18 protein-coding genes and 1 pseudogene are annotated in these 20,923 nt (G+C 57.1%); 7 read left to right on the top strand and 12 right to left on the bottom strand.

Annotated features, from left to right (window positions below):
• From ACXKZG_RS16935 to ACXKZG_RS16945, 3 genes and pseudogenes are all read right to left on the bottom strand, one after another.
• Entirely contained in the window at positions 1 to 774 is a 774-nt protein-coding gene (locus ACXKZG_RS16935) for an SDR family NAD(P)-dependent oxidoreductase (protein WP_013201096.1), read from the bottom strand.
• Between the two features lie 3 nt (positions 775 to 777).
• A pseudogene (locus ACXKZG_RS16940) lies at positions 778 to 2,149 on the bottom strand (MFS transporter).
• 30 nt (positions 2,150 to 2,179) lie between these two features.
• On the bottom strand, positions 2,180 to 3,061 hold the full coding sequence (locus ACXKZG_RS16945; protein ID WP_013201094.1) for a polysaccharide deacetylase family protein: 882 nt from the start codon (positions 3,059 to 3,061) through the stop codon (positions 2,180 to 2,182).
• 381 nt (positions 3,062 to 3,442) lie between these two features.
• Here ACXKZG_RS16945 and ACXKZG_RS16950 point away from each other — a divergent pair, with 381 nt between their 5' ends.
• The gene (locus tag ACXKZG_RS16950) at positions 3,443 to 4,450 is read left to right on the top strand and encodes a GntR family transcriptional regulator (RefSeq protein WP_013201093.1); all 1,008 of its coding nucleotides are present in this window, start codon (positions 3,443 to 3,445) and stop codon (positions 4,448 to 4,450) included.
• A 15-nt stretch (positions 4,451 to 4,465) separates the two neighbouring features.
• On the opposite strand, the gene cueR is transcribed toward ACXKZG_RS16950, so the two are convergent.
• Positions 4,466 to 4,876, bottom strand: coding sequence for a Cu(I)-responsive transcriptional regulator (gene cueR, locus ACXKZG_RS16955; RefSeq protein WP_134823614.1), 411 nt, complete (start codon positions 4,874 to 4,876; stop codon positions 4,466 to 4,468).
• Positions 4,877 to 4,972: 96 nt separating this feature from the next.
• Here cueR and copA point away from each other — a divergent pair, with 96 nt between their 5' ends.
• The 3 genes from copA (at position 4,973) to ybaK (ending at position 9,091) form a co-directional block, all read left to right on the top strand.
• The gene (copA, locus tag ACXKZG_RS16960) at positions 4,973 to 7,546 is read left to right on the top strand and encodes a copper-exporting P-type ATPase CopA (RefSeq protein ID WP_488875184.1); all 2,574 of its coding nucleotides are present in this window, start codon (positions 4,973 to 4,975) and stop codon (positions 7,544 to 7,546) included.
• Positions 7,547 to 7,637: 91 nt separating this feature from the next.
• Positions 7,638 to 8,438 (top strand): TraB/GumN family protein, encoded by an 801-nt coding sequence (locus ACXKZG_RS16965; RefSeq protein WP_488875185.1) that lies wholly within the window; start codon positions 7,638 to 7,640, stop codon positions 8,436 to 8,438.
• Positions 8,439 to 8,611: 173 nt separating this feature from the next.
• A complete protein-coding gene (ybaK, locus tag ACXKZG_RS16970) occupies positions 8,612 to 9,091 on the top strand; it encodes a Cys-tRNA(Pro)/Cys-tRNA(Cys) deacylase YbaK (RefSeq protein ID WP_013201089.1) in 480 nt (159 codons plus the stop codon).
• Positions 9,092 to 9,098: 7 nt separating this feature from the next.
• On the opposite strand, the gene ACXKZG_RS16975 is transcribed toward ybaK, so the two are convergent.
• Positions 9,099 to 9,968, bottom strand: a complete 870-nt coding sequence (locus ACXKZG_RS16975) for a LysR family transcriptional regulator (protein WP_151038086.1) — start codon at positions 9,966 to 9,968, stop codon at positions 9,099 to 9,101.
• Between the two features lie 88 nt (positions 9,969 to 10,056).
• Between ACXKZG_RS16975 and ACXKZG_RS16980 the strand changes: the two genes are divergently transcribed.
• Positions 10,057 to 10,488, top strand: coding sequence for a multidrug/biocide efflux PACE transporter (locus ACXKZG_RS16980; RefSeq protein WP_151038087.1), 432 nt, complete (start codon positions 10,057 to 10,059; stop codon positions 10,486 to 10,488).
• Positions 10,489 to 10,539: 51 nt separating this feature from the next.
• Here the strand turns inward: ACXKZG_RS16980 and ushA are convergent, their stop codons facing one another.
• On the bottom strand, positions 10,540 to 12,243 hold the full coding sequence (ushA, locus tag ACXKZG_RS16985) for a bifunctional UDP-sugar hydrolase/5'-nucleotidase UshA (protein WP_488876281.1): 1,704 nt from the start codon (positions 12,241 to 12,243) through the stop codon (positions 10,540 to 10,542).
• A 223-nt stretch (positions 12,244 to 12,466) separates the two neighbouring features.
• Here ushA and ACXKZG_RS16990 point away from each other — a divergent pair, with 223 nt between their 5' ends.
• Both ACXKZG_RS16990 and ybaL read left to right on the top strand, forming a co-directional pair.
• On the top strand, positions 12,467 to 13,669 hold the full coding sequence (locus ACXKZG_RS16990) for an MFS transporter (RefSeq protein WP_488875186.1): 1,203 nt from the start codon (positions 12,467 to 12,469) through the stop codon (positions 13,667 to 13,669).
• Positions 13,670 to 13,883: 214 nt separating this feature from the next.
• A complete protein-coding gene (ybaL, locus tag ACXKZG_RS16995) occupies positions 13,884 to 15,566 on the top strand; it encodes a YbaL family putative K(+) efflux transporter (RefSeq protein ID WP_013201084.1) in 1,683 nt (560 codons plus the stop codon).
• Between the two features lie 40 nt (positions 15,567 to 15,606).
• Here the strand turns inward: ybaL and ACXKZG_RS17000 are convergent, their stop codons facing one another.
• The 6 genes from ACXKZG_RS17000 to ACXKZG_RS17025 form a co-directional block, all read right to left on the bottom strand.
• The gene (locus ACXKZG_RS17000; RefSeq protein WP_013201083.1) at positions 15,607 to 16,911 is read right to left on the bottom strand and encodes an inosine/guanosine kinase; all 1,305 of its coding nucleotides are present in this window, start codon (positions 16,909 to 16,911) and stop codon (positions 15,607 to 15,609) included.
• Positions 16,912 to 16,915: 4 nt separating this feature from the next.
• Entirely contained in the window at positions 16,916 to 17,875 is a 960-nt protein-coding gene (hemH, locus tag ACXKZG_RS17005; protein WP_013201082.1) for a ferrochelatase, read from the bottom strand.
• 117 nt (positions 17,876 to 17,992) lie between these two features.
• The gene (gene adk / locus ACXKZG_RS17010; protein WP_013201081.1) at positions 17,993 to 18,637 is read right to left on the bottom strand and encodes an adenylate kinase; all 645 of its coding nucleotides are present in this window, start codon (positions 18,635 to 18,637) and stop codon (positions 17,993 to 17,995) included.
• Positions 18,638 to 18,730: 93 nt separating this feature from the next.
• A complete protein-coding gene (locus tag ACXKZG_RS17015; protein ID WP_105759608.1) occupies positions 18,731 to 19,633 on the bottom strand; it encodes a DMT family transporter in 903 nt (300 codons plus the stop codon).
• Complete coding sequence (locus ACXKZG_RS17020; protein WP_013201079.1) at positions 19,634 to 20,509, bottom strand: DUF6024 family protein; 876 nt, start codon at positions 20,507 to 20,509, stop codon at positions 19,634 to 19,636.
• Complete coding sequence (locus tag ACXKZG_RS17025) at positions 20,509 to 20,907, bottom strand: NUDIX hydrolase (RefSeq protein ID WP_013201078.1); 399 nt, start codon at positions 20,905 to 20,907, stop codon at positions 20,509 to 20,511. The genes ACXKZG_RS17020 and ACXKZG_RS17025 overlap by 1 nt, the downstream gene beginning before the upstream one ends.
• Between the last annotated feature and the right edge of the window lie 16 nt (positions 20,908 to 20,923).

Raw genomic sequence — 20,923 nt, forward strand, 5'->3', positions numbered from 1 at the left:
TCATTCTGGCCAGCGAACCGTCAGACCGCCGTCAATAATCAGGCTTTGTCCGGTGAGATAGCTACTGGCATCGCTGGTCAGAAAACTGATCAGGTTAGCCACCTCATCAGCGCGGCCGGGACGCCCTAACGGGATCACCCGTGAGGCTTTTGCCAGCCCTTCTGGCCCCAGCGAGTTCTCTTTATCCAGCGACTGCGGTGTTTCAATAAGTCCTGGGATCACCGCGTTACAGCGCACGCCTTTTGGCGCAAGTTCCACAGCCATCGAGCGACAAATGCCGGGAATGCCGGCTTTAGCCGCCGCGTAATGGGCATGATCCTGCCAGCCATAGACGCCGCCGGCGATGGAGGACACCGCCACCAGACTGGCACCCTCACCAAGGTGCGGCGCCGTCGCGCGGAAGCAACGCATCACGCCGGTCAAATCGACATTCAGCATCTCATTCCAGCGATCGTCGCTCATCTCTGCAATCGGCGCGCGGCGCAGCACGCCCGCGTTGGCAACGACATAATCAATGCGGCCAAAATGGGCGATGGCTGCGGCGACAAACGCATTAACCGATTCCGTTTCCGCCACATCCAGCGGCAGCCAAAGCGCGTCGCCTCCCAGCGCCTCCACTTCTGCGGCGGCGCGTTTCGGGTCGTGTGGATCGGCGGGATAAAACCCGCCCACCACCTTCACGCCACGCTGGGCATAGTTTTTTGCCAGTGCCAGCCCGATGCCACTCGCTGCGCCGCTGATCAGCGCTACCGGGGTTGTTTGCGTTGTAGTCACAGTTCACTCCTGAATCTGAATAGTGCCGTTATGCGATGCGTTCTGCGCTGCAGCCGCTTTTTCCGGAACGTGGCGTGCCAGTAAAATGATCATTCCTGAGATAAAGCACGGCAGCGCGCCAAACCATAAGGCCGCTTCTTGCCAGTGGCCGCCGTTGCTGAGGATTGAGGTGGTGCCGACGCCAGCGATAATGGCGCCAACCGGCCCCATCGCACCAATCAGCGCACCTGCGGTGGCGCGAATAGCGGTGGGGAAGCTTTCACTGATAAAGAACAGCGCGGCAGCGTAAGGGCCAATCAGGAAGAACAGGCCAACGCTGTACAGCGCCACGATGATGGCAAAGTTATCCGGGCAGAACAGCATGCCGGCGAAGGCCACGCCGCCCAACATCCAGCCTACGGCGATGGTGTTGCGACGACCAAACCGATCGCCTAACCAGCCGTGCGCCAGATAGCCGCAGTAACCCACCAGATTGGACATAATCAGGATCAGCAGCGAGTTATCGAAGGACACAGCATGCGTTTTGGTGATCACCGTGGTGCCCAGCACGCTGAAGATCTGTATCGCGAACCAGTTCAGCAACACCGCGCCGCCTAACACCAGCGTTGCCCGCAAGGACGTGCCGCGAAACGCCGCCGCGAGGCCGGACTTCTGCTGCTCTTCGTACGGCATGTCATAGTCCTGCGCCACCTGACGCGCATCGGTTTCATTGCCGGCGGCCCGCAGCTGTTTGATATGCTGATGAACCTGGAACTGCGGTGTCTCTTTCAGTTTTAACGCCATCACCGCAATCACCAGAGACGGAACGGCCGCAAAGATAAAGCTGCCCTGCCAGCCGATAACCGGCATTAAAATTGCGGTGAGCGCCGACGCCACCAGCGCGCCGACCGGCCAGCCGCCCTGCACCAGGCTGTAGATAAAGCCTTTACGCTTGTTCAGTTTCGGATCGTCAATCGCCGCATACAGCTCGGACAGATAGGTGGCGTTAACCGTCTGCTCGGCATAACCAAGGCCAGCCACTGAACGAATGGCGGTGAGCCCACGCCCCGCCGATGGCGGTCAGCAGCGAACAGAGCGCGGCGCCACCGACGGTAATCACGATGCCCATTCGACGTCCCAGTCGATCCACCAGCGGACCAATCGCCAGCGCAATCACTGCGCCGCCAACCGCCACCCAGGTGGCAATTTCAGCCTGCTCCACTTCACTCCAGCCGAAGTGGCCGCCAATCGCCGGCAGCAAGGTGCCGAATAAAATGAAGTCATAGACCGCGAACACCCAGGCGAAAAAGGCAATCCAGGTAGCAAACTTCACATCTTTGATGCTCAGCTGCTGTGGAAGCCAGCCGTTAACAGAGGGACGTTTAAACAGGCTCATAGTGCGCTCACTCATCAAAAGGTAATGGGCTTAACCCTTGCGCGGATTGCGCTTCAGGTGGTCATCAGCGATTTCGTCGAAGGTGACAAAACGCACGCCTTCATGGCTTTGAATGTATTTGATCAGGCGCTCGAGCATCAGCAGCACCTGTGGGCGACCTGACACGTCCGGGTGAATGGTCATGGTGAACACCGCGAAGTCGTTTTCGCGGTAGACCCAGTCAAACTGGTCACGCCACATCTCTTCCAGATGGCGCGGGTTAACGAAGCCATGGCTGTTAGGGGATTTTTTGATAAACATCATCGGCGGCAGATCGTCGAGGTACCAGTTGGCCGGGATCTCCACCAAATCAGTTTCCACGCCGCGCTCCAGCGGTTTCATCCAGCTGTCAGGATGCTTGCTGTAATCAATCTTGGTCCAGCTGTCACCGACGCGAACGTAGTAGGGATGGAAGTCGTTATGCATCAGGCTGTGGTCATACTTGATGCCTTTCTTCAGCAGCAGCTCGTTGGTGACGTTGCTGAATTCCCACCATGGCGCGACATAGCCGGTCGGGCGCTTGCCGGCCAGTTTGCTGACCAGCTCGATGCTGCGATCGAGAATGGCTTCTTCCTGCGCCGGGGTCATGGCGATCGGGTTTTCATGGCTGTAGCCGTGAATACCAATTTCATGGCCCGCGTCAGCCACGGCCTGCATCTGCTCCGGGAAGGTTTCGATTGAGTGGCCGGGAATAAACCACGTGGTTTTTAACTGATGTTCGGCAAACATCTTCAGCAGACGCGGCGCGCCCACTTCACCGGCGAACATGCCGCGTGAGATATCGTCGGGAGAATCTTCACCGCCGTACGATCCCAACCAGCCGGCAACGGCATCCACATCGACACCAAACGCACACAGGATTTCTTTGGCCATCTTTCACTCTCCTCATCGGGTCGACTCACAAGCCAGGCCTGAAGCCGCTCACTTTGTCGCCTATAAAATGGATATTAAAAACAAATGTACATTTTTAAAGTAGCAAAGAGGATGCCAGGTTTTGGTGATGCGCCTCGCAAATCGCGGAAAGGTAAAATTAAGCAATTGATTAATATTATAAAATAGTTGGATTAATCGCGTATCAGGCGCACGGTAAGCCGTTAAGGCGTCTCGGCGAGGCAGCCGGTGAATAATGACTGGTGTGCTAAACGATCCATTATTGTGCAGCCTGCACCATGGCGATGCGCACGGCTTCGCTCCCCTGAAACTGAGGGGATATGGCATAATGGCGGTCTGTTCAGCGGGAGAGTGGGATTAAGGATGGTTAACGACAGTGACAGTTTGAAGGTGGAGGCCAGAGCGCCCGCGCGCTATGAAACCATTCGTCAGGTACTTGAAGATGCCATCGCTTCCCGCAAGGTTCCCCATGGCCTGGTACTGGTTGAAGGCCCGCTGGCCCAGCTGTTTGGCACCAGCCGCGTGCCGGTCCGCCAGGCACTGAGTTTGCTGCACGATCAGGGCTTGATCACCCGCTTTGAGGGCCGTGGCTTTATCGTTGCCCGGCAGAATGAAGAGGTTGAACCCCTGCGTATCGCCCTGACGCGCAGCGTGCTGGGACTGGATCAGCAGCGGGAACTGGTTGATACCCGCAGCACCGGCGAAAAACTGCTGCAAAGTTTGCAGGAAGCGCTCTCCACCTGCATGGTTTTCGGCCACTACCAGCTGAATGAAGCCCAGGCTGCCGAGTTCTATAACGTCAGCCGCAACAGCATCCGCGAAAGCCTGATGCGCCTGCGCGACAAAGGGCTGGTGGAAAAAGAGCCCTATTCCCAGTGGCTGGCAGGCCCGTTAACCGCCAGAGAGATCACCGATCATTATGAGATCCGCGCCAGCCTGGAATCCGCCGCGCTGCGTAAAGCCGCACCGCATCTGCCGCAGCAACAGATCCTCGACAATCTGCAACGGCTGGATCAGGTTGAAGGCAAACGGGTCAGCTCCGCCGAGCTGGAACTGGTCGAGGACGATCTGCATCTGTTCTGCCTGGAGCCTGCCGGCAACCGCACGATGATGGAGATCCTGCGGCAGAGCCAGTCACCGTTGATCGTCACGCGGATTTTTTATGAGATGCTGGCGATCCCGATCGATGACGCCATCGTCAAAGAACACCGTCTGGTGTATGAGATGCTGCTGAAGGGAAGCTGGGATTTGGCGGCGATGGGGCTGCGGGAGCATCTGGAACGTTCGCAGATCCGCACATTACAGAAGCTCAAGGTGCTCTCTGTGTTACCGGTGCCTGAACTGCCGCCCTACCTGCTGCGTTTAAGCTGAGACTCTGGCGGACGATCAGCCGGCCTTTTTGCTGGGGCAGCAACCGGCAAGATCGTTAATGATCGGGCAATCGGCACTGTCGTCGCCAGGGCAGCTTGCCGCCAGCGCCAGCAAGCGTTCACGCATCCTGGTCAGTTCCTCAATATGCGACTCAATTTCCGCCACTTTGACCAGCGTTCTGGCCTTCACATCCGCGCTGTGCCGCTGCGGATTATTGAACAGCGTCACCATCTCGCCGCACTCTTCCAGATTGAAACCCACCTGCCGGGCCTGGCGCAGTAGGGTCAGTTCTTCCAAATGTTTCGCCGTGTAGCTGCGGTAGCCGTTTTCGCTGCGCAAGGGCGCGGTAACCAGACCTTTCTCTTCGTAAAATCGAATCGCTTTGCTGGTCAGCCCGGTTTTTTTCGCCACATCGCTGATATTCATCTTCTCTCCTTGACCTTCCCCTTGATGGAAGGTTTAACCTTCATTACTACTGTAAAACCCCATTGGGGTCAAACCGGATAACCAGGAGCTTACACCATGTCACAGACCACGTTATTGGCGCTGGATGGCTTAACCTGCGGCCACTGCGTAAAACGAGTGAAAGAGGCGCTGGAGCAACGTGCCGACGTTGAACAGGCCGACGTGTCGATCGCTGAAGCGCGTATCAGCGGCAGCGCTGACGCCAGCGAACTGATCGCCACCGTTGAACAGGCCGGCTATCACGCCAGCCTGGCGCAGGACGACAGCTTCCCAAAGGCTGAACCGCTGACAGCATCAGACACCCAGCCGGAAGCGCTGACAGCGGACTCCCACCAGCTTCCGGCGCCACAGGCCTCTTCAGCTGAAGCGGCCCCGCTCGCCCACGCTGAGCCGCTGACGGCATCAGCTGCACCTGCAGCGAGTTTTCACCTGCTGATTGATGGCATGAGCTGTGCCAGCTGCGTCAGTCGGGTGCAGAACGCGCTGCAACAGGTGAGCGGCGTCAGCCAGGCGCGGGTCAACCTTGCCGAGCGCAGTGCGCTGGTGATGGGCGATGCCGCCGCTGAGTCGCTGATCGATGCGGTGAAAAATGCCGGTTATACGGCAGAAATTATTGAAGATGACGTCGAACGGCGGGAAAAACAGCAGCAGACTGCCCGCCAGGCCGTTCGCCGTTTCCGCTGGCAGGCCGCGCTTGCCCTGACGCTGGGCATTCCGCTGATGCTGTGGGGAATGGTCGGCGACAATATGATGCTGACCGACAGCAACCGCAATGGCTGGCTGGCCGTTGGCCTCACCACCTTGCTGGTAATGGTGCTGGCCGGCGGTCATTTCTATCGCAGCGCCTGGCGCAGCCTGCTAAAAGGCACCGCCACCATGGATACGCTGGTCGCGTTGGGAACCGCAGCCGCCTGGCTTTACTCCATTTCTGTGAACCTGTGGCCGGACTTTTTCCCGCCTCAGGCGCGCCATCTTTATTACGAAGCCAGCGCGATGATTATCGGCCTGATCAACCTCGGCCATATGCTGGAGCAACGCGCCCGGCAGCGCTCCTCAAAAGCGCTGGAGAAATTGCTCGATCTGACGCCGCCCACCGCGCGCGTGGTGACGGCAGACGGTGAACGCGTGCTGCCACTCAGTGACGTTCAGCCAGGCATGACGCTGCGTCTGACCACCGGCGATCGCGTCCCGGTTGACGGCACGCTCAGCCAGGGTGAAGCCTGGCTGGATGAAGCGATGCTGACCGGCGAAGCGATGCCGCAGCAGAAGGTGGCTGGCGACGAGATCCACGCGGGCACGCTGATGCAGGATGGCAGCGTGCTGTTCACCGCCAGCGCCGTCGGCAAAAACACCACCCTCGCAAGAATTATTCACAGCGTGCGCCAGGCACAAAGCAGCAAGCCGGAGATCGGTAAGCTGGCTGACCGCATTTCGGCGGTCTTTGTCCCGGCGGTGGTGGCTATCGCCCTGATCAGCGCCGCCATCTGGTACGTTGTTGGCCCGGCCCCGCAGGTGGTGTACACGCTGGTGATTGCCACCACCGTGCTGATTATCGCCTGCCCCTGTGCGCTGGGTCTGGCCACGCCGATGTCGATCATTGCCGGCGTTGGGCGTGCTGCCGAATTTGGTGTGCTGGTGCGGGATGCCGATGCACTGCAACGCGCCAGCACCCTTTCCACTCTGGTGTTTGATAAAACCGGCACCCTGACCGAAGGGACACCGCGCGTGGTCGACATCATGCTGTTTAATGGTGCCAATGAGCAGCAGGCGATCGGCTGGGCCGCCGCGCTGGAACAGGGTTCTTCCCATCCGCTGGCCCGCGCGTTGCAAGAAAAAGCCGGCGGGCAAACGCTGCCGACCGTTGAGCAATTCCGCACCCTTGCCGGTAAAGGCGTCAGCGGTAAGGTCAGCGGCGTTGAACTGTGGCTGGGCAACCGCGCGCTGATGGATCAGCAGCAGATCGACAGCGTAAGCCTGAACGATCGGATCGATCGGCAGGCCGCCAAAGGCATAACGCCCGTGCTGCTGGCCGCCGATGGCAAAATTGTCGCGTTATTCTCAGTGCGCGATCCGCTGCGCAAAGAGAGCGTATCGGCGCTGAAACGCCTGCGTGAACGTGGTTATCAGCTGGTGATGCTGACCGGCGATAACGAAATTACTGCCCAGGCCATCGCCAGAGAAGCCGGTATGGACCGGGTGATCGCCGGGGTGTTGCCGGAAGGCAAAGCTGAGGCGATTCGCGCGCTGCAACAGCAGGGGCAGATTGTGGCGATGATTGGGGATGGCATCAACGATGCGCCCGCCCTGGCCCAGGCCGATGTCGGCATTGCGATGGGCAGCGGCAGCGATGTGGCGATTGAAACGGCCGGCATCACCCTGATGCGCCACGATCTGAATGCGGTAGTCGATGCGCTGGCCATCGCAAAAGCCACCTTGCGAAATATGAAGCAGAATTTACTGGGCGCGTTTGTCTATAACGCCCTCGGTATCCCGATTGCCGCCGGCGTGCTTTATCCGTTGACCGGCACCCTGCTCAGCCCGGTGGTTGCGGGTGCCGCGATGGCGCTGTCTTCCATTACCGTGGTCAGCAACGCCAACCGACTGATCCGCTACCAGCCACCGGCGGAATAACGGATTTATCGCACGCCGGATCCGCCGTTTTTACCTGTTACTCAGCCAGTTAAAGCGTTAGCATGGCTGGCTAACTGACAAGGCGGAAAGTATGGGAAAACTATTGCATAAGGCGGCATCTCTCTGGCGATTACTGTCGCCAGTGCGCTACGCCTACCCGGCACAGGATGTCACCACAGATCACAGTCAGCTGCATCTGGTCGGCAGTATTCATATGGGCACCCAGAATATGATGCCGCTGCCAGCAACCCTGCAGGCACAGCTTGAGCGGGCGGATGCGCTGATCGTTGAGGCGGATATCACCGGCAGCGCGTCCCCCTTTAGTGAAAGCGAAACCTGCCCACCGCTGGCAGAACGGCTGACGTCAGAGGAACTGACCCGGCTGCATCGCCTGTGTGAAGAAGTGGCGATCAGCCCCGAAGCGATCGACACGCTGCCCGCCTGGCAGGTTGCGCTGATGCTTCAGGCGCAGCAGGCCCAGCGTCTGGGACTGCGGGCGGATTACGGTATCGACTTCCAGCTGCTGAAAGCGGCCCGCGCCTTACAAAAGCCGGTGATTGAACTGGAAGGCCCGGAAACGCAGCTGGCGCTGCTCAGAGCCTTACCGGATAACGGCCTGACGCTGCTGCAGGATACCCTGATCCACTGGCATACCAACGCGCGCCTGCTGCAAACCATGATTAGCTGGTGGCTGGAAAGCCCGCCGGGCCAGAAACAGACCGCGCTGCCGAGTACCTTTAACAGCGCGCTGAATGATGTGCTGATGCTGCAAAGGAATCAGCGCTGGGTACAAACGTTACGGGATTTGCCGCAAGGCAGGTACGTGGTGGCGGTGGGCGCACTGCACCTTTATGGCGAGGGCAATCTGCCCGATCTGCTGAAAAAGAGATAAAAAAAAGGCCAATATTGCTATCGGCCCGTCAAAGAGGAATTTTTTTATGATTTTAGTTATCCGGTAGCAATCAGGTTGCCAGCGGGGGGCCGATTGTCGCTCAAAGCCTGAAATTTCGCCACTATTATTGTAGATATTGGGTCCAGCCAGACGCTTACAGAAGGACGTGAAGTATGACACCAGCAGTAAAACTTCTCGAAAAACAAAAGGTCAGCTTTCAGCTGCATGCCTACGAACATGACAGCAACGATACCCATTTTGGTGATGAGGCCGTACGTAAACTCAATCAAAATGCCGAACAGGTGTATAAAACCCTGCTGGTGTCGCTGAATGGCGATGGCAAAACGCTGGCGGTGGCCGTTACGCCGGTTGCCAGCCAGCTGGATTTGAAAAACGTGGCAAAAGCGCTGGGTGCGAAAAAGGTCGAGATGGCCGATCCACAGATTGCGCAGCGTACCACCGGTTATCTGCTGGGCGGGATCAGCCCGCTGGGGCAAAAGAAGCGGCTGCCAACGGTGATCGACAGCCTGGCGCAGCAGTTCCCGACCATTTTTGTTTCCGGCGGCAAGCGTGGGCTGGAAATTGAGCTCTCACCGCAGGATTTGGCGCAGCTGCTGAGTGCCACCTTCGCCGATATCGCCCGGCGCGACTGATTGCCGGTTAGTCCGCCGTCTGGGCCAGCAGCTGGTCAATCATCCATTGGCCTGCCGGTCCGGGCGGCGAACGCCGCGACCAGGCGACATCCACCGAAATTTTTTGCGGCCAGCCGGTGACCGGCAACTCGCTTAACACCTGATGACCAAACTGCTCCACCAGCCAGCGCGGCAAAATACTCCAGCCAAATCCCTGCTCAGCCATCTCCAGCAGCAACAGGTATGACGGTGCCGACCAAATCCCCTTCCCGCCCTGATAGCGTTCATTCTCCACCCAGGTATTCAGGCAGAGTTGACGCAGGGATTTCAGCTCGGTTTCGGTGACCTTCGCTTTGCTGGCCAACGGATGATCCTGATGCAGATAGATCGCCATCTGCGCTTCAACCTGCAGCCGCGAGGTAGCAATCTCTTCCGGGTAATCGGGCTGAACGCGGATCACGCCAATATGCGCCCGACCGGCCTGCAGCAGATCGATCACGTCGGCATCTTCAGCAATCATGCACTCAAATTCGATGTCGGGATAACGGGCATCCAACCGTTTCAGCAGCGACTCGTGATAATCCGCCTGCCAGAAGTCCGATATCGCCAGACTGAGGCACGGCTCCACCTCGCCTGCCAGCCTGACCGCCAGCTCATCCAGCTGCGCGCTGGCGTTAAGGATCTCCCTGACCTGCGCCAGCGCCCGTCGGCCATTTTCAGTCAGCACCGGCGAACGGGCATCACGGCTGAACAGGGAAAATCCCAGATCGGTTTCCAGATTAGCTACGGCAGTACTGATGGTGGACTGGCTTTTGCGCAGCGCCCTCGCGGCGGCAGAAAACGAACCGCTTTCGACGGTCTGCACAAAAGCTTGCAACGATTCCGGTGAATAACGCATTGAAGTATCGATTTTCTAGATAGGTAGTCATTTTATCTTAGCAAAGAAAACGGGGAAAATAGCGTCCGGTAACAACTAAGGAGCATTTATGCGTACCAGAACACTGAAAGAACGTTTTTATCATGCCGCAGGCTTTGAGGTGCTGGCGATCCTGCTGGTGTCCCCTCTTGCCGCCTGGATCATGGAGAAGCCGCTGTTTCAGATGGGTGCGTTAGCCATCATGCTGTCCACCGTGGCGATGGGCTGGAACATCATTTATAACGCCGGTTTTGACCGACTGGTGCCGCCAACGGTGAAACGCGGGCTGCTGCTGCGCGTCGTTCATGCGTTAGGCTTTGAGGGTGGCTTTATCGGTATTGGTTTGCCGATTGCGGCCTGGATGTTGGGGATTGGTCTCTGGCAGGCGTTTCTGCTGGAAGTCTCCTTCTTCCTGTTCTTCCTGCCGTACACCGTGGCCTATAACTGGGTTTACGACACCCTGCGCGCCAGGTTGATCCAGCGCAGACAGTGCCAGGTTTAACCGGCAACGTAAAAAAACGGCACCGCCAGTTGGGGTGCCGTTTTTTTTCGTCTAGCGCTGGGCGGTCTGGATTTTAAATAATTTCCACACCTTCGGCAGCAGCGGCTCGTCCTGCTCCGCCGGATCTTTTTTCTCTACCGGCGCCTCTTTCTGGTAAACGATTTCGCCTTTTGGCGCGAACGCCTCCGCATTCAGCGGCGAGTGATTCTGGATGTACTGCTTCAGCACTTCGGCATCGACAAATCCGGTATTCACATAGCCCGGCAGCTGATTGACCGGCGGATAACCATCGCCTCCGGTGGCGTTAAAACTCAGCGTGGCCATGCGGTACATTTTATCCGCCTGCAGCGGCTCACCGTTGATTTTAATCTCGCTGACGCCGGTGCCATAAGCCACCAGGCTGACGTTGGCAAACTGCGCGTAGGCCCCGGAATCCACCTGCTTATTGGCCACCACCGCCAGATATTTCTCGACGTCGCTGCCTTTCATCTCCACATAGGTCAGCTTATTGCCAAATGGCTGCACCTTCAGCACGTCTTTATAGGTAATGGTGCCGGACTCGATTGAATCACGCACGCCGCCGCCGCTCATCACCGCAAAGTCGGCTTTGGTGCGTTCCATCTGAGACGCCAGGATCAGGCGGGAAAGGTTGGTCTGCACAAATCGTACCTTGCTGCGGTCGCCTTCAAGATGGCCGTTAACGCTGCCGATTTTTACCCCCAGCTGCGCTTCGCCTTTTTTCTGGAACGGCGTCAGTAACTTCATCATCGCCGGGTTTTTCGCGATTTCCTGGGTGTAGTTAATCCAGCTGACGCTGCCGTCGGCGTTGGTCACCTTGTGGCGCAGGTTGATTGGCACCAGTTCGTAATGTTCCAACGTCAGTTTGCCATTGAGGAAAGTGAAGTCGGCACGGCCAATGTATTTGCCCCACTCATGCGCCTGCACAATCCAGGTGCCGTTTTGCTGGTCCGGCGTACACGGCGTTCCCGGCACGTAATCCTTCTGGCTGACGTTCTCTTTCGCCATGCAGACCGGATCCTGCGAGTGGCCGCCGACAATCATATTCAGATAGCCTGCCGGCAATTCACGCGCCATTTCCACATCGCCCGGCGCATTGGAGCCATGGTTACCGTTATCGTAATGGCCCATATGCGTGGCGGCGATAATCACATCCGGCTTCTCTTTCTTCCTCAGCGCTTCCACCACTTCTTTGGCTTCAGCGGCGGGCTTGCGGAATTCCATGTCGGTGAAGTATTCCGGGTTACCAATTTTTGCGGTGTCGTCGGTTGTCAGACCAATCACCGCAATTTTCAGGCCCATACGGTTAAATAACGCGTAAGGCTGAAACAGGCGTTTGCCGGTGCTTTTCTGATAGATATTGGCCGAGAGCAGCGGGAATTTGGCCCATTTCTGCTGCTGGCGCAGCACCGACAGCGGATTATCAAATTCATGGTTGCCAATCGCCATCGCGTCATAGCCCACCAGATTCATGCCGCGGAAATCCGGCTCCGCATCCTGCAGGTCGGATTCCGGCACGCCGGTATTGATATCGCCGCCAGAGAGGATCAGCACCTGGCCGCCGTGGGCCTGAACGTCGTAACGGATTTCATCCATCATGGTTTTCTGCGCGGCCAGGCCATATTCATCGTGCTCGTTCTGCCAGAAGTGTCCATGGTGGTCGTTGGTGTGCAGCACGGTGAATTTGTACACCCGATCCTTCACATAGGCCTGGGCCACCAGCGGCAGGCTTAGCATCAGTAAGGTCAGGGCTGGCACCAGCCTTTTATTCAATGAAAGCACAACGAATCTCCTTGTTATGAATGGGTCGCGCGGTATCGCGTAAACTAGATGTCAAAAATTAACGGCGGTTTTGTCATTTATTTGTGACTATTTATCGATTATGCCGCAGGATAACTGAGCGGGATAATAATTAGCCTTCTTACTGCTCCTCCAACCCTTCGAACGAACAGGTTTTCTCATGGCCAGCGAACAAATACTGTCTTCTGCTTCTTCTGCCCCAGCCAGGACGTCATTTGGCATTCTTGGCGCCATCAGCGTGGCCCATCTGCTGAACGATATGATCCAGTCACTGATTCTGGCGATCTATCCGCTACTGCAAACGGAGTTTACCCTCAGCTTTGTGCAGGTGGGCCTTATAACCCTGACTTTCCAGGTCACCGCCTCGCTGCTGCAGCCGGTGATCGGTTACTACACCGATAAACATCCGCAGCCGTGGTCGCTGCCGATCGGCATGGGATTCACGCTGGGCGGCCTGATCCTGCTGGCGCTGGCAACGAACTTCCCCACCATTCTTCTGGCGGCGGCGCTGGTCGGTACCGGCTCTTCGGTGTTTCATCCCGAATCGTCCCGCGTGGCGCGTATGGCATCTGGTGGGCGACATGGCCTGGCACAGTCGCTGTTCCAGGTGGGCGGAAACTTCGGCAGTTCCCTTGGCCCGCTGCTGGCTGCGCTGATTATCGCCCCCTACGGCCGTGGTAACGTCGCCTGGTTCACCCTCGCCGCGCTGCTGGCGATCGTCGTGCTGCTGCAAATCAGCCGCTGGTATCAGGCTCAGCATCGGGTGGCAAAAAGCAAGGCGATGCCGACAGAGGTGACAACCTTACCACGCAAAAAAGTGGCCTTCGCTATCTCAATACTGCTGGTGCTGATCTTCTCAAAATACTTTTATCTGACCAGCCTCAGCAACTATTACACCTTCTACCTGATGCAGAAGTTTGGCCTGACGGTTCAGAGTGCCCAGTTCCACCTGTTTGCCTTTTTATTCGCGGTCGCCGCCGGGACGGTGATCGGCGGGCCCATCGGTGACAAGGTGGGCCGTAAGCGGGTGATTTGGGTATCGATCCTCGGCGTGGCCCCGTTTACCCTGCTGCTGCCGCATGTGTCGTTGTGGTGGACCGGCGTGCTGTCGGCCATTATCGGCTTTGTGCTCGCCTCCGCCTTCTCGGCCATTCTGGTCTACGCCCAGGAACTGATGCCGGGCCGGATTGGCATGGTTTCCGGCCTGTTCTTCGGCTTCGCTTTCGGCATGGGCGGCCTGGGCGCGGCGGTGCTGGGCGTGGTTGCCGATCACAGCAGCATTAATACTGTCTATCAAATCTGTGCTTACCTGCCACTTCTCGGTATTCTGACCATATTCCTGCCTGATAACCGGGCTAAATAACCCTTCCCGGCGCAGATAATTGCGATCTGCGCCGCTTAATTTCTGCCACAAATCAAGCTTCCACCCCGATAACTCACAGAAATCACACTTCTGTGCGATTCCGGCTAAGGAATTGCAGTTTATTGCCGTTATAACCCTTTATATCAAGCAGTGTGATCAATTATGTTATACGCTTAATATTACAACCGGACACATTTTCACACAGGAGAGAGGCATGCACCACACCACACCGCTTATCACCACCATTGTGGGAGGCCTCGTTCTCGCCTTCCTCTTTGGTATGCTGGCAAATCGCCTGCGAATTTCTCCTCTGGTTGGCTATCTGTTAGCGGGTGTGCTGGCCGGTCCTTTCACCCCTGGCTTTGTTGCCGATACCAACCTGGCACCGGAACTGGCGGAACTGGGTGTGATCCTGCTGATGTTCGGCGTCGGCCTGCATTTCTCGATGAAGGATTTGATGGCGGTAAAGGCCATCGCCATTCCCGGCGCAATCGCGCAGATTGCCGTGGCGACACTGCTGGGAATGGGGCTTTCATGGGCGATGGGCTGGCCGTGGTTAACCGGCCTGGTGTTCGGTCTGTGTCTTTCAACGGCCAGTACCGTGGTATTGCTGCGTGCGTTGGAAGAGCGTCAGTTAATTGACAGCCAGCGGGGGCAAATCGCTATCGGCTGGTTGATTGTGGAAGATTTAGTGATGGTGCTGGCGCTGGTGCTGCTGCCCGCCATTGCCGGTATGTTCGAAGAAGGCAACGCCAGCATCAGCATGGTGTTGTATGACCTGCTGATCACCATCGGCAAAGTCGTGGCCTTTATGGTGCTGATGATGGTGGTGGGTCGCCGCGTGGTGCCGTGGATCCTCGCCCGCAGCGCGGCAACCGGTTCCCGCGAACTGTTTACCCTCGCCGTCCTCGCCCTGGCGCTGGGCATTGCCCTCGGTGCGGTGGAATTTTTCGATGTCTCCTTTGCCCTTGGCGCCTTCTTCGCAGGCATGGTGCTGAACGAGTCGGAACTCAGCCACCGTGCGGCCCATGATACCCTGCCATTACGTGATGCCTTTGCGGTGCTGTTCTTTGTCTCTGTCGGCATGCTTTTCGACCCGATGATCCTGCTGAAAGAGCCGCTGGCGGTGATTGGCGTGTTGGCGATTATCGTGCTCGGTAAATCGCTGGCGGCGTTGGTGCTGGTCAGGATGTTTGGCCACTCACGCCGCACGGCCTTAACCATTTCCGTCAGCCTTGCGCAGATTGGTGAGTTCGCCTTTATCCTTGCCGGACTCGGGATCTCCCTTAACCTGTTAACCGGCGAAGGACGCAATCTGGTGCTGGCAGGGGCGATCCTGTCGATTATGCTCAACCCGATCCTGTTTACCCTGTTGCAGAGTTACCTGAATAAAACCGAGACGCTGGACGATCAGGTGATCGAAGAAGCCATTGAGGAAGAGAAGCAGATCCCGGTCGATCTCTGTAATCACGCCATTGTGGTAGGTTTTGGTCGCGTCGGCAGTCTGTTGGGGAAAAAGCTGATCGAGGAAGGCGTGCCGATCGTGGTGGTCGAGAACAGCCGTCCGCGCGTTGAGGCTTTGAGAGAACAAGGGATCAGCGCGGTGTTGGGCAATGCGGCCCGCGTCGACACCATGGAATTAGCGCGGCTGGACTGCGCACGCTGGCTGCTACTGACCATTCCCAATGGCTATGAAGCGGGCGAGATTGTCACCGCCGCACGCGAGAAACGGCCTAATATCGAGATTATTGCCCGCGCCCATCATGATGATGAAGTGAGCTATATCATTGAGCGTGGTGCCGATCAGGTGGTGATGGGAGAGCGCGAGATTGCCAGCAGTATGCATACGCTGATGCACACCAGTCTGAGTGAATTGCCACGAGAGTGTCCGATCTGACTGGCCTCCCCGCCGGCCAGATAGCCGGCGGGGAAAACCGTTAGCGTTCCCAGTAGGACTCTTCCAGGCTGTCCTCACGCTCCGGCAAGCCACGTGAAAGCCGGGGAGAATGCTGATTAAGCACCTGATAGCTGACGCGGTTGGCGTATTTACACACCTGGGCCAGTGACGAATAGGTCAGATAGTTGCGGCCATGCTTGCTGGAGTTGGGCACATTCAGACGGTGATAATTATTGGCGGTGATATCGTGCAGCATCGCCGCCAGCGCACCGTCTCCCGCACCGTTGGTGTTCATGATTTTCTCCGGGCCGCCCATATAAGGCGCAATGTGCGAGAAAATCTTCAACGGCTGCTCACAGTCCTGATGGCGCATCGCGCGGCTGAATTCGTACTGGTTGAATTCGGGGATCGCACCAGGCAGCAAAGGATGCTGGGTGACGCGTTTGCCCTCTTCTTCGGTATATCCCGCCATAAACAGGCCGTTTGGTCCGGCGGTACACAACACCAAATCCACCCAGTCCAGCGCCATATTCGACGCCATCAGCGGATCGCTGAGCCCGGTCAGCGCTTCCGCTTCCTCTTCATTCATCGCCAGAATCGAAACGTGTTCACGCAGGAACGCCTGCCAGAACTCGGGCTTATCGCCAATGACATATTTGGTGCCCAGCGTTAACACCACCGGCACGTTATGCTTTTTGGCAAAGCCGATCGCTTCCATCGTGGCTTCCGGCATCGGCTCGCCCGGCGCGCAGCGCACCAGATACGAGGTTAAAACCAGCGCGGAGGCACCGGCAATCACCTCTTCCGGGATGCTTTCTTTTTTCAGCTGATTCATCAGGCCGGGGCTGATGGCGAAGGTACGTTCGCCGTTTTCCCCAATCAGGGTAAAGCAGCGACCGATGGCCCCGTCGACGCCCTGCAGGTAGTTCAGGTCAGTGCGGCTGGAGGTGTTGCACAGATAGCGATAGGCATAGCTGCCAATCTGCACGTTGCGGCACATCACGCCCAGCAGCACCGAACGGTCATCCGCCAGCACCGAATAGTTGTGCAGCGTATTGCCGATGGTGCCACCCGCAAACTGATGGGTGATCAGGTTTTCCCGGGTTAACTCTGCATAGAGCGCTTCCGCCACGTCATCGGCGATGACCAGCGAGTGACCGCTGCTCAGGCCATAACGCGCCACAAAGTCATCATCGACGTTGGCTTCAATGTCCACCAGCGTCTGATCGATGCCGACGATCCAGCTGCCGGAGACCTCCTGTTCAGGCTGCGCGATTTGCAGCAGAGGATCGCGCGCGCTGACCGGGAAGTAGTGTTTAGATTTACGCTTGCCGGGAAATTTCATTCGGCTATCTCCGCCCGTTGACCAACTCAACCATCATATCGATATGCAATTCATCATCGTTCAGGGCTGGAATGTATTCAAATTTAGTGCCGCCCGCGTGGATAAAGAACTCCTTGTTCTCCTCACTGATCTCTTCCAGCGTCTCAAGGCAGTCTGAAGAGAAGCCCGGGCTCATGATCTGTACATGCTTAATGCCTTTTGCCGGCAGCGACTTCATCGTCTCATCGGTGTAAGGCATCAGCCAGGGTTCACGACCAAAGCGGGACTGGAAGGTGAGCATCGCATTCTGATCGGTCAGACCCAGCGAGGCGGTCAGCGCATCATAGGTGTCATGGCAACGTTTAGGGTAGTCATCGCCTTCATCGGCAAAGCGCTGCGGAATACCATGGAAAGACATCACCAGCAGATCGGGTTTGCCGTGGGTGGCAAAAGAGCGCTCAACGGAGGCTTTCAGCGCCGCAATATAGGCCGGATGTTCGGCATAATCGCGAATAAAGTCCACGGATGGCAAGCTGCGATAACCAGCGAACACGCTGGTAATGCCATCCCAAACCGCGGCGACGGTTGAACAGGAGAACTGTGGATAGAGCGGCAGGACGATCAGGCGGTTAATGCCCTGCGCCATCAGGCTGTCCAGCGCGCTTTTCAGGCTGGGGTTGCCGTAACTCATGCCAAGTTCAACCGGCATATCCAGTCGGGCTGCCAGCGCAGCACGCTGCCGCTTGCTGTAAACCATCAGCGGGGAGCCTTCGTCCATCCATACCGAGGCATACAGTTTGGAGACGCGCGGAGAGCGGATCGGCAGGATCGCACCGTTAAGGATCGGCCACCACAACCAACGCGGCGTATCGACCACGCGCGGATCGCTGAGGAATTGTTTCAGGTAGCGTTTTACAGCAGGCGTGGTGGGTGCATCAGGTGTGCCTAAGTTCACCAACAGCACGCCGGGTTTATCTTGCCGCATTATTATTCCTTATCTGGGCATCTTGGGTGATGTAAACGAGACTTATTCTAGCGGAAAATGGCGGGGGGAAAACCAATTGCTGTAGTAGGAGCCAGACAAGGCCTGGCCCCTGAGAAATTAACCGAGGATTTTAGCCAGCTCTGCGCTGACTTCAGACACTTTACGGGTGCCGTCGATTTTGTGATACGCGGTGTGGCCTTCTGCGGCTTCTTTGCTGTAGTAAGCAATCAGCGGCGCGGTCATCTGATGGTATTCGACCAGACGCTTACGCACGGTCTCTTCCTGATCGTCCTTACGCGTGGTCAGCTCTTCGCCGGTCACGTCATCTTTGCCTTCCACTTTTGGTGGATTGAAGTTGACGTGATAAACGCGGCCAGAAGGCGCATGAACGCGACGACCCACAATGCGTTCAACAATCAGTTCGTCTGGTACAGCAAATTCCAGCACGTTGTCGACTTTGATACCCGCGTCCTTCATGGCATCAGCCTGAGGAATGGTGCGAGGGAAGCCGTCTAACAGGAAACCGTTGCGGCAGTCTTCCTGAGCGATACGCTCTTTGACCAGCGCAATAACCAGTTCGTCGGTGACCAGTTTACCGGCGTCCATGATCTCTTTGGCTTGTTTACCCAGTTCGCTGCCTGCTTTCACTGCTGCACGCAACATGTCACCCGTGGAGATTTGCGGAATACCGTATTTCTCCATAATGAACTGAGCCTGAGTCCCCTTACCTGCACCCGGTGCACCGAGCAGAATAATACGCATTGCGTAAATCCCCTTGCGAATCGCTTAAATGATCTATTTATCCAAGCCTGGAACCATACCATTATGGCCCTTTATCCACAAGGAACGCAGCGTCTAACCTGCGTCCGCGTAACGGGCATCCGCAACATGACGACGCGCCCAGATAGTTTGTGAAATCACCGCCGTCACGATCACGGCGCCACCAACAACTGCCTGAATTGTCGGCATTTCCCCGAGGAACACCGCCATCCATAACGGCGCCAGCGCCGTTTCCAGCAGCAGGAACAGTCCGGCATTTGCCGGGGAAACATATCGGGTGGATAAGGTGATCAAACCCATAGCCAACGGCATGATCAGCGCGCCTTCGGCCAGCGACCAGCCATATTGCGCAAAAGTCAGCGTTTTCAGACTAGCACTCAGTTCCGGGCCCATCCAAAGTGCAATCAGCAATGACGCCAGTAAGCCACCGAGAGACGGCAGTCCCACCGTGCCGCCTTTCACCCGCGACGTGAAGATAAAGGCCAGCGCCATCGACACCGCCGTAGCCAGCGCGTAGACGTTGGCGATGGCGTGATCGCCTGCCGCACGGCCAGACATCACGATGATCACCCCGACAATGCCCGCCAGTGCGGCGATCATTACGCTGCGATCGCTTTTGATCTTAAAGAACAGCCGACAGATCAACGCGGAAATAAACGGCGTCGAGGAGATAATCACCAGCACCGTCGCCACATTTCCCCGGTTCAGCGCATTAACGAAGCAGGCTGACGAGATACAGAAAAACAGCGTTGATAAGACGTTATCTTTGGTTAACCAGGGCTGGCCGAGCGTGCTGCGACTTTTCCCCCACAGCGCCCACACCAGCAGACAGATCCCCCACATAAAAACGCCACGCAGCGCGACAATCGTCCATGAGTCTTCGATATTCATCAGGCGGATAAACACCGAGTCGGTGCTGAGGATAATCCCGCCCAGGATGCCGATCATATTGCCGTTCAGCGGCAGAGTCTGTTTCATTCAGGGTTGCTCCCAAAGCTGAGTCAGATCCCGTTCGACCTGGCGGCTCATATCGACGGCCTTTTTGCCGTCTCCCCTTTCCCAGCAAGAAAGCCGCAGGGTTTTCGAGTGGGCAAAGTAACTGGCACCGGCGGCTTTCACCTGCTTTTGCAGCGCGTCGCTTAACGGTGGCACGTTAAAGCAGGCAAACGGCAACGCCGGATGGCTAATCGAGGTGAAATCCATCCCGGCGATGTCTTTCAGCGCTATCTTCATCACTTTCGCCACGTTATACGGCTGCCAGCTGGCGCTGCGAATATTGCCGATCGCTTCTTCCAGCGGTTTTGCTGAGGCGGTAGATTCTTCAAACAGACGCAGTTCGCTGCGCATCAGCGTACTGAAATGCTCCGGGCGCAGGGCAATGATCGCCAAACCAACGGTCAGCGAAGCATGCTTGTGCATCGGCGCGACAAAAATCGAACTCTTTTCAATCAGCTCGCTGTGCAGGTTAGTGGCGAAACTGTGGGAGGCATCCACCACGCCTTTGCCTTTACTGTCGTCGAGGCTGTTTACCGCGCCGGTGTAAGGATTGACGTGCGTGATAATCGGCACGTTGCCCGGCCCGGTAAATTGCGACGCCGGATGATGGAACAGTTCGCTCACCGGCTGGTAATGCGCATGCTTTGCCAGGCACAGCGTGGTCTCCTGCTTATGGAACAGGTGCGACAGGATCACCAGCCCAACCCGCACGGACTGGACGAAGAAAATATCGTACTCCTGCAGCTTATACAGGCGGGAAAGCTCTTCCCTTAATTCATCTCGTTGCATACGCGCTCGCTTAAAAAATTGCTCGCCGTGAACCGTCTGTAAATGGGGTGATAAGGAGGATGCGTCCATTAGTTAATCAACTCTTGCTGATAAAGCAGTGGCATAACGTTATCGCGGAAGATCGAACCCACCGCGATTTCACAAGGTGGCCTGCGGTAGTTAACCCAGGCAATTTCTTCAATTTCCGATCCGGCGCGCGGCTGGCCGGCGATCTCCACGTGATAAACATGGTTCTCAATGGCGGTGGCCTCAAACTCCGCCAGGCCGTGAAACAGGCCAAAAGGCCGGAACGCTTTCACCTGCACACCCAGCTCTTCCTGCAGTTCGCGCTTCAGGCAGGCCAGATGATCTTCCCCGGCCAGCGGCTTGCCGCCAGGCGAGATAAAGGTGCTGGTCCCCCGCTTGCGGGTCAGCAACAAGGAACGCTGCCAGATGATAATGGCCGCACATTTCACGATAATTTTCATATCAGGCTCCGAAAAA

It is taken from the genome of Erwinia sp. 2186 (assembly GCF_057812255.1).

Excerpts from the sequence above, each read along its gene's own strand:
- copA (WP_488875184.1), top strand. The coding sequence starts at position 4,973 with ATGTCACAGACCACGTTATTGGCGCTGGATGGCTTAACCTGCGGCCAC.
- ACXKZG_RS16975 (WP_151038086.1), bottom strand. The coding sequence starts at position 9,968 with ATGCGTTATTCACCGGAATCGTTGCAAGCTTTTGTGCAGACCGTCGAA.
- ACXKZG_RS16965 (WP_488875185.1), top strand. The coding sequence starts at position 7,638 with ATGGGAAAACTATTGCATAAGGCGGCATCTCTCTGGCGATTACTGTCG.
- ACXKZG_RS17020 (WP_013201079.1), bottom strand. The coding sequence starts at position 20,509 with ATGGACGCATCCTCCTTATCACCCCATTTACAGACGGTTCACGGCGAG.
- ybaL (WP_013201084.1), top strand. The coding sequence starts at position 13,884 with ATGCACCACACCACACCGCTTATCACCACCATTGTGGGAGGCCTCGTT.
- ACXKZG_RS16990 (WP_488875186.1), top strand. The coding sequence starts at position 12,467 with ATGGCCAGCGAACAAATACTGTCTTCTGCTTCTTCTGCCCCAGCCAGG.
- ACXKZG_RS17015 (WP_105759608.1), bottom strand. The coding sequence starts at position 19,633 with ATGAAACAGACTCTGCCGCTGAACGGCAATATGATCGGCATCCTGGGC.
- ACXKZG_RS16945 (WP_013201094.1), bottom strand. The coding sequence starts at position 3,061 with ATGGCCAAAGAAATCCTGTGTGCGTTTGGTGTCGATGTGGATGCCGTT.
- ACXKZG_RS17000 (WP_013201083.1), bottom strand. The coding sequence starts at position 16,911 with ATGAAATTTCCCGGCAAGCGTAAATCTAAACACTACTTCCCGGTCAGC.
- adk (WP_013201081.1), bottom strand. The coding sequence starts at position 18,637 with ATGCGTATTATTCTGCTCGGTGCACCGGGTGCAGGTAAGGGGACTCAG.
- ybaK (WP_013201089.1), top strand. The coding sequence starts at position 8,612 with ATGACACCAGCAGTAAAACTTCTCGAAAAACAAAAGGTCAGCTTTCAG.
- ACXKZG_RS16980 (WP_151038087.1), top strand. The coding sequence starts at position 10,057 with ATGCGTACCAGAACACTGAAAGAACGTTTTTATCATGCCGCAGGCTTT.
- hemH (WP_013201082.1), bottom strand. The coding sequence starts at position 17,875 with ATGCGGCAAGATAAACCCGGCGTGCTGTTGGTGAACTTAGGCACACCT.
- ACXKZG_RS17025 (WP_013201078.1), bottom strand. The coding sequence starts at position 20,907 with ATGAAAATTATCGTGAAATGTGCGGCCATTATCATCTGGCAGCGTTCC.
- cueR (WP_134823614.1), bottom strand. The coding sequence starts at position 4,876 with ATGAATATCAGCGATGTGGCGAAAAAAACCGGGCTGACCAGCAAAGCG.
- ACXKZG_RS16950 (WP_013201093.1), top strand. The coding sequence starts at position 3,443 with ATGGTTAACGACAGTGACAGTTTGAAGGTGGAGGCCAGAGCGCCCGCG.
- ushA (WP_488876281.1), bottom strand. The coding sequence starts at position 12,243 with ATGCTAAGCCTGCCGCTGGTGGCCCAGGCCTATGTGAAGGATCGGGTG.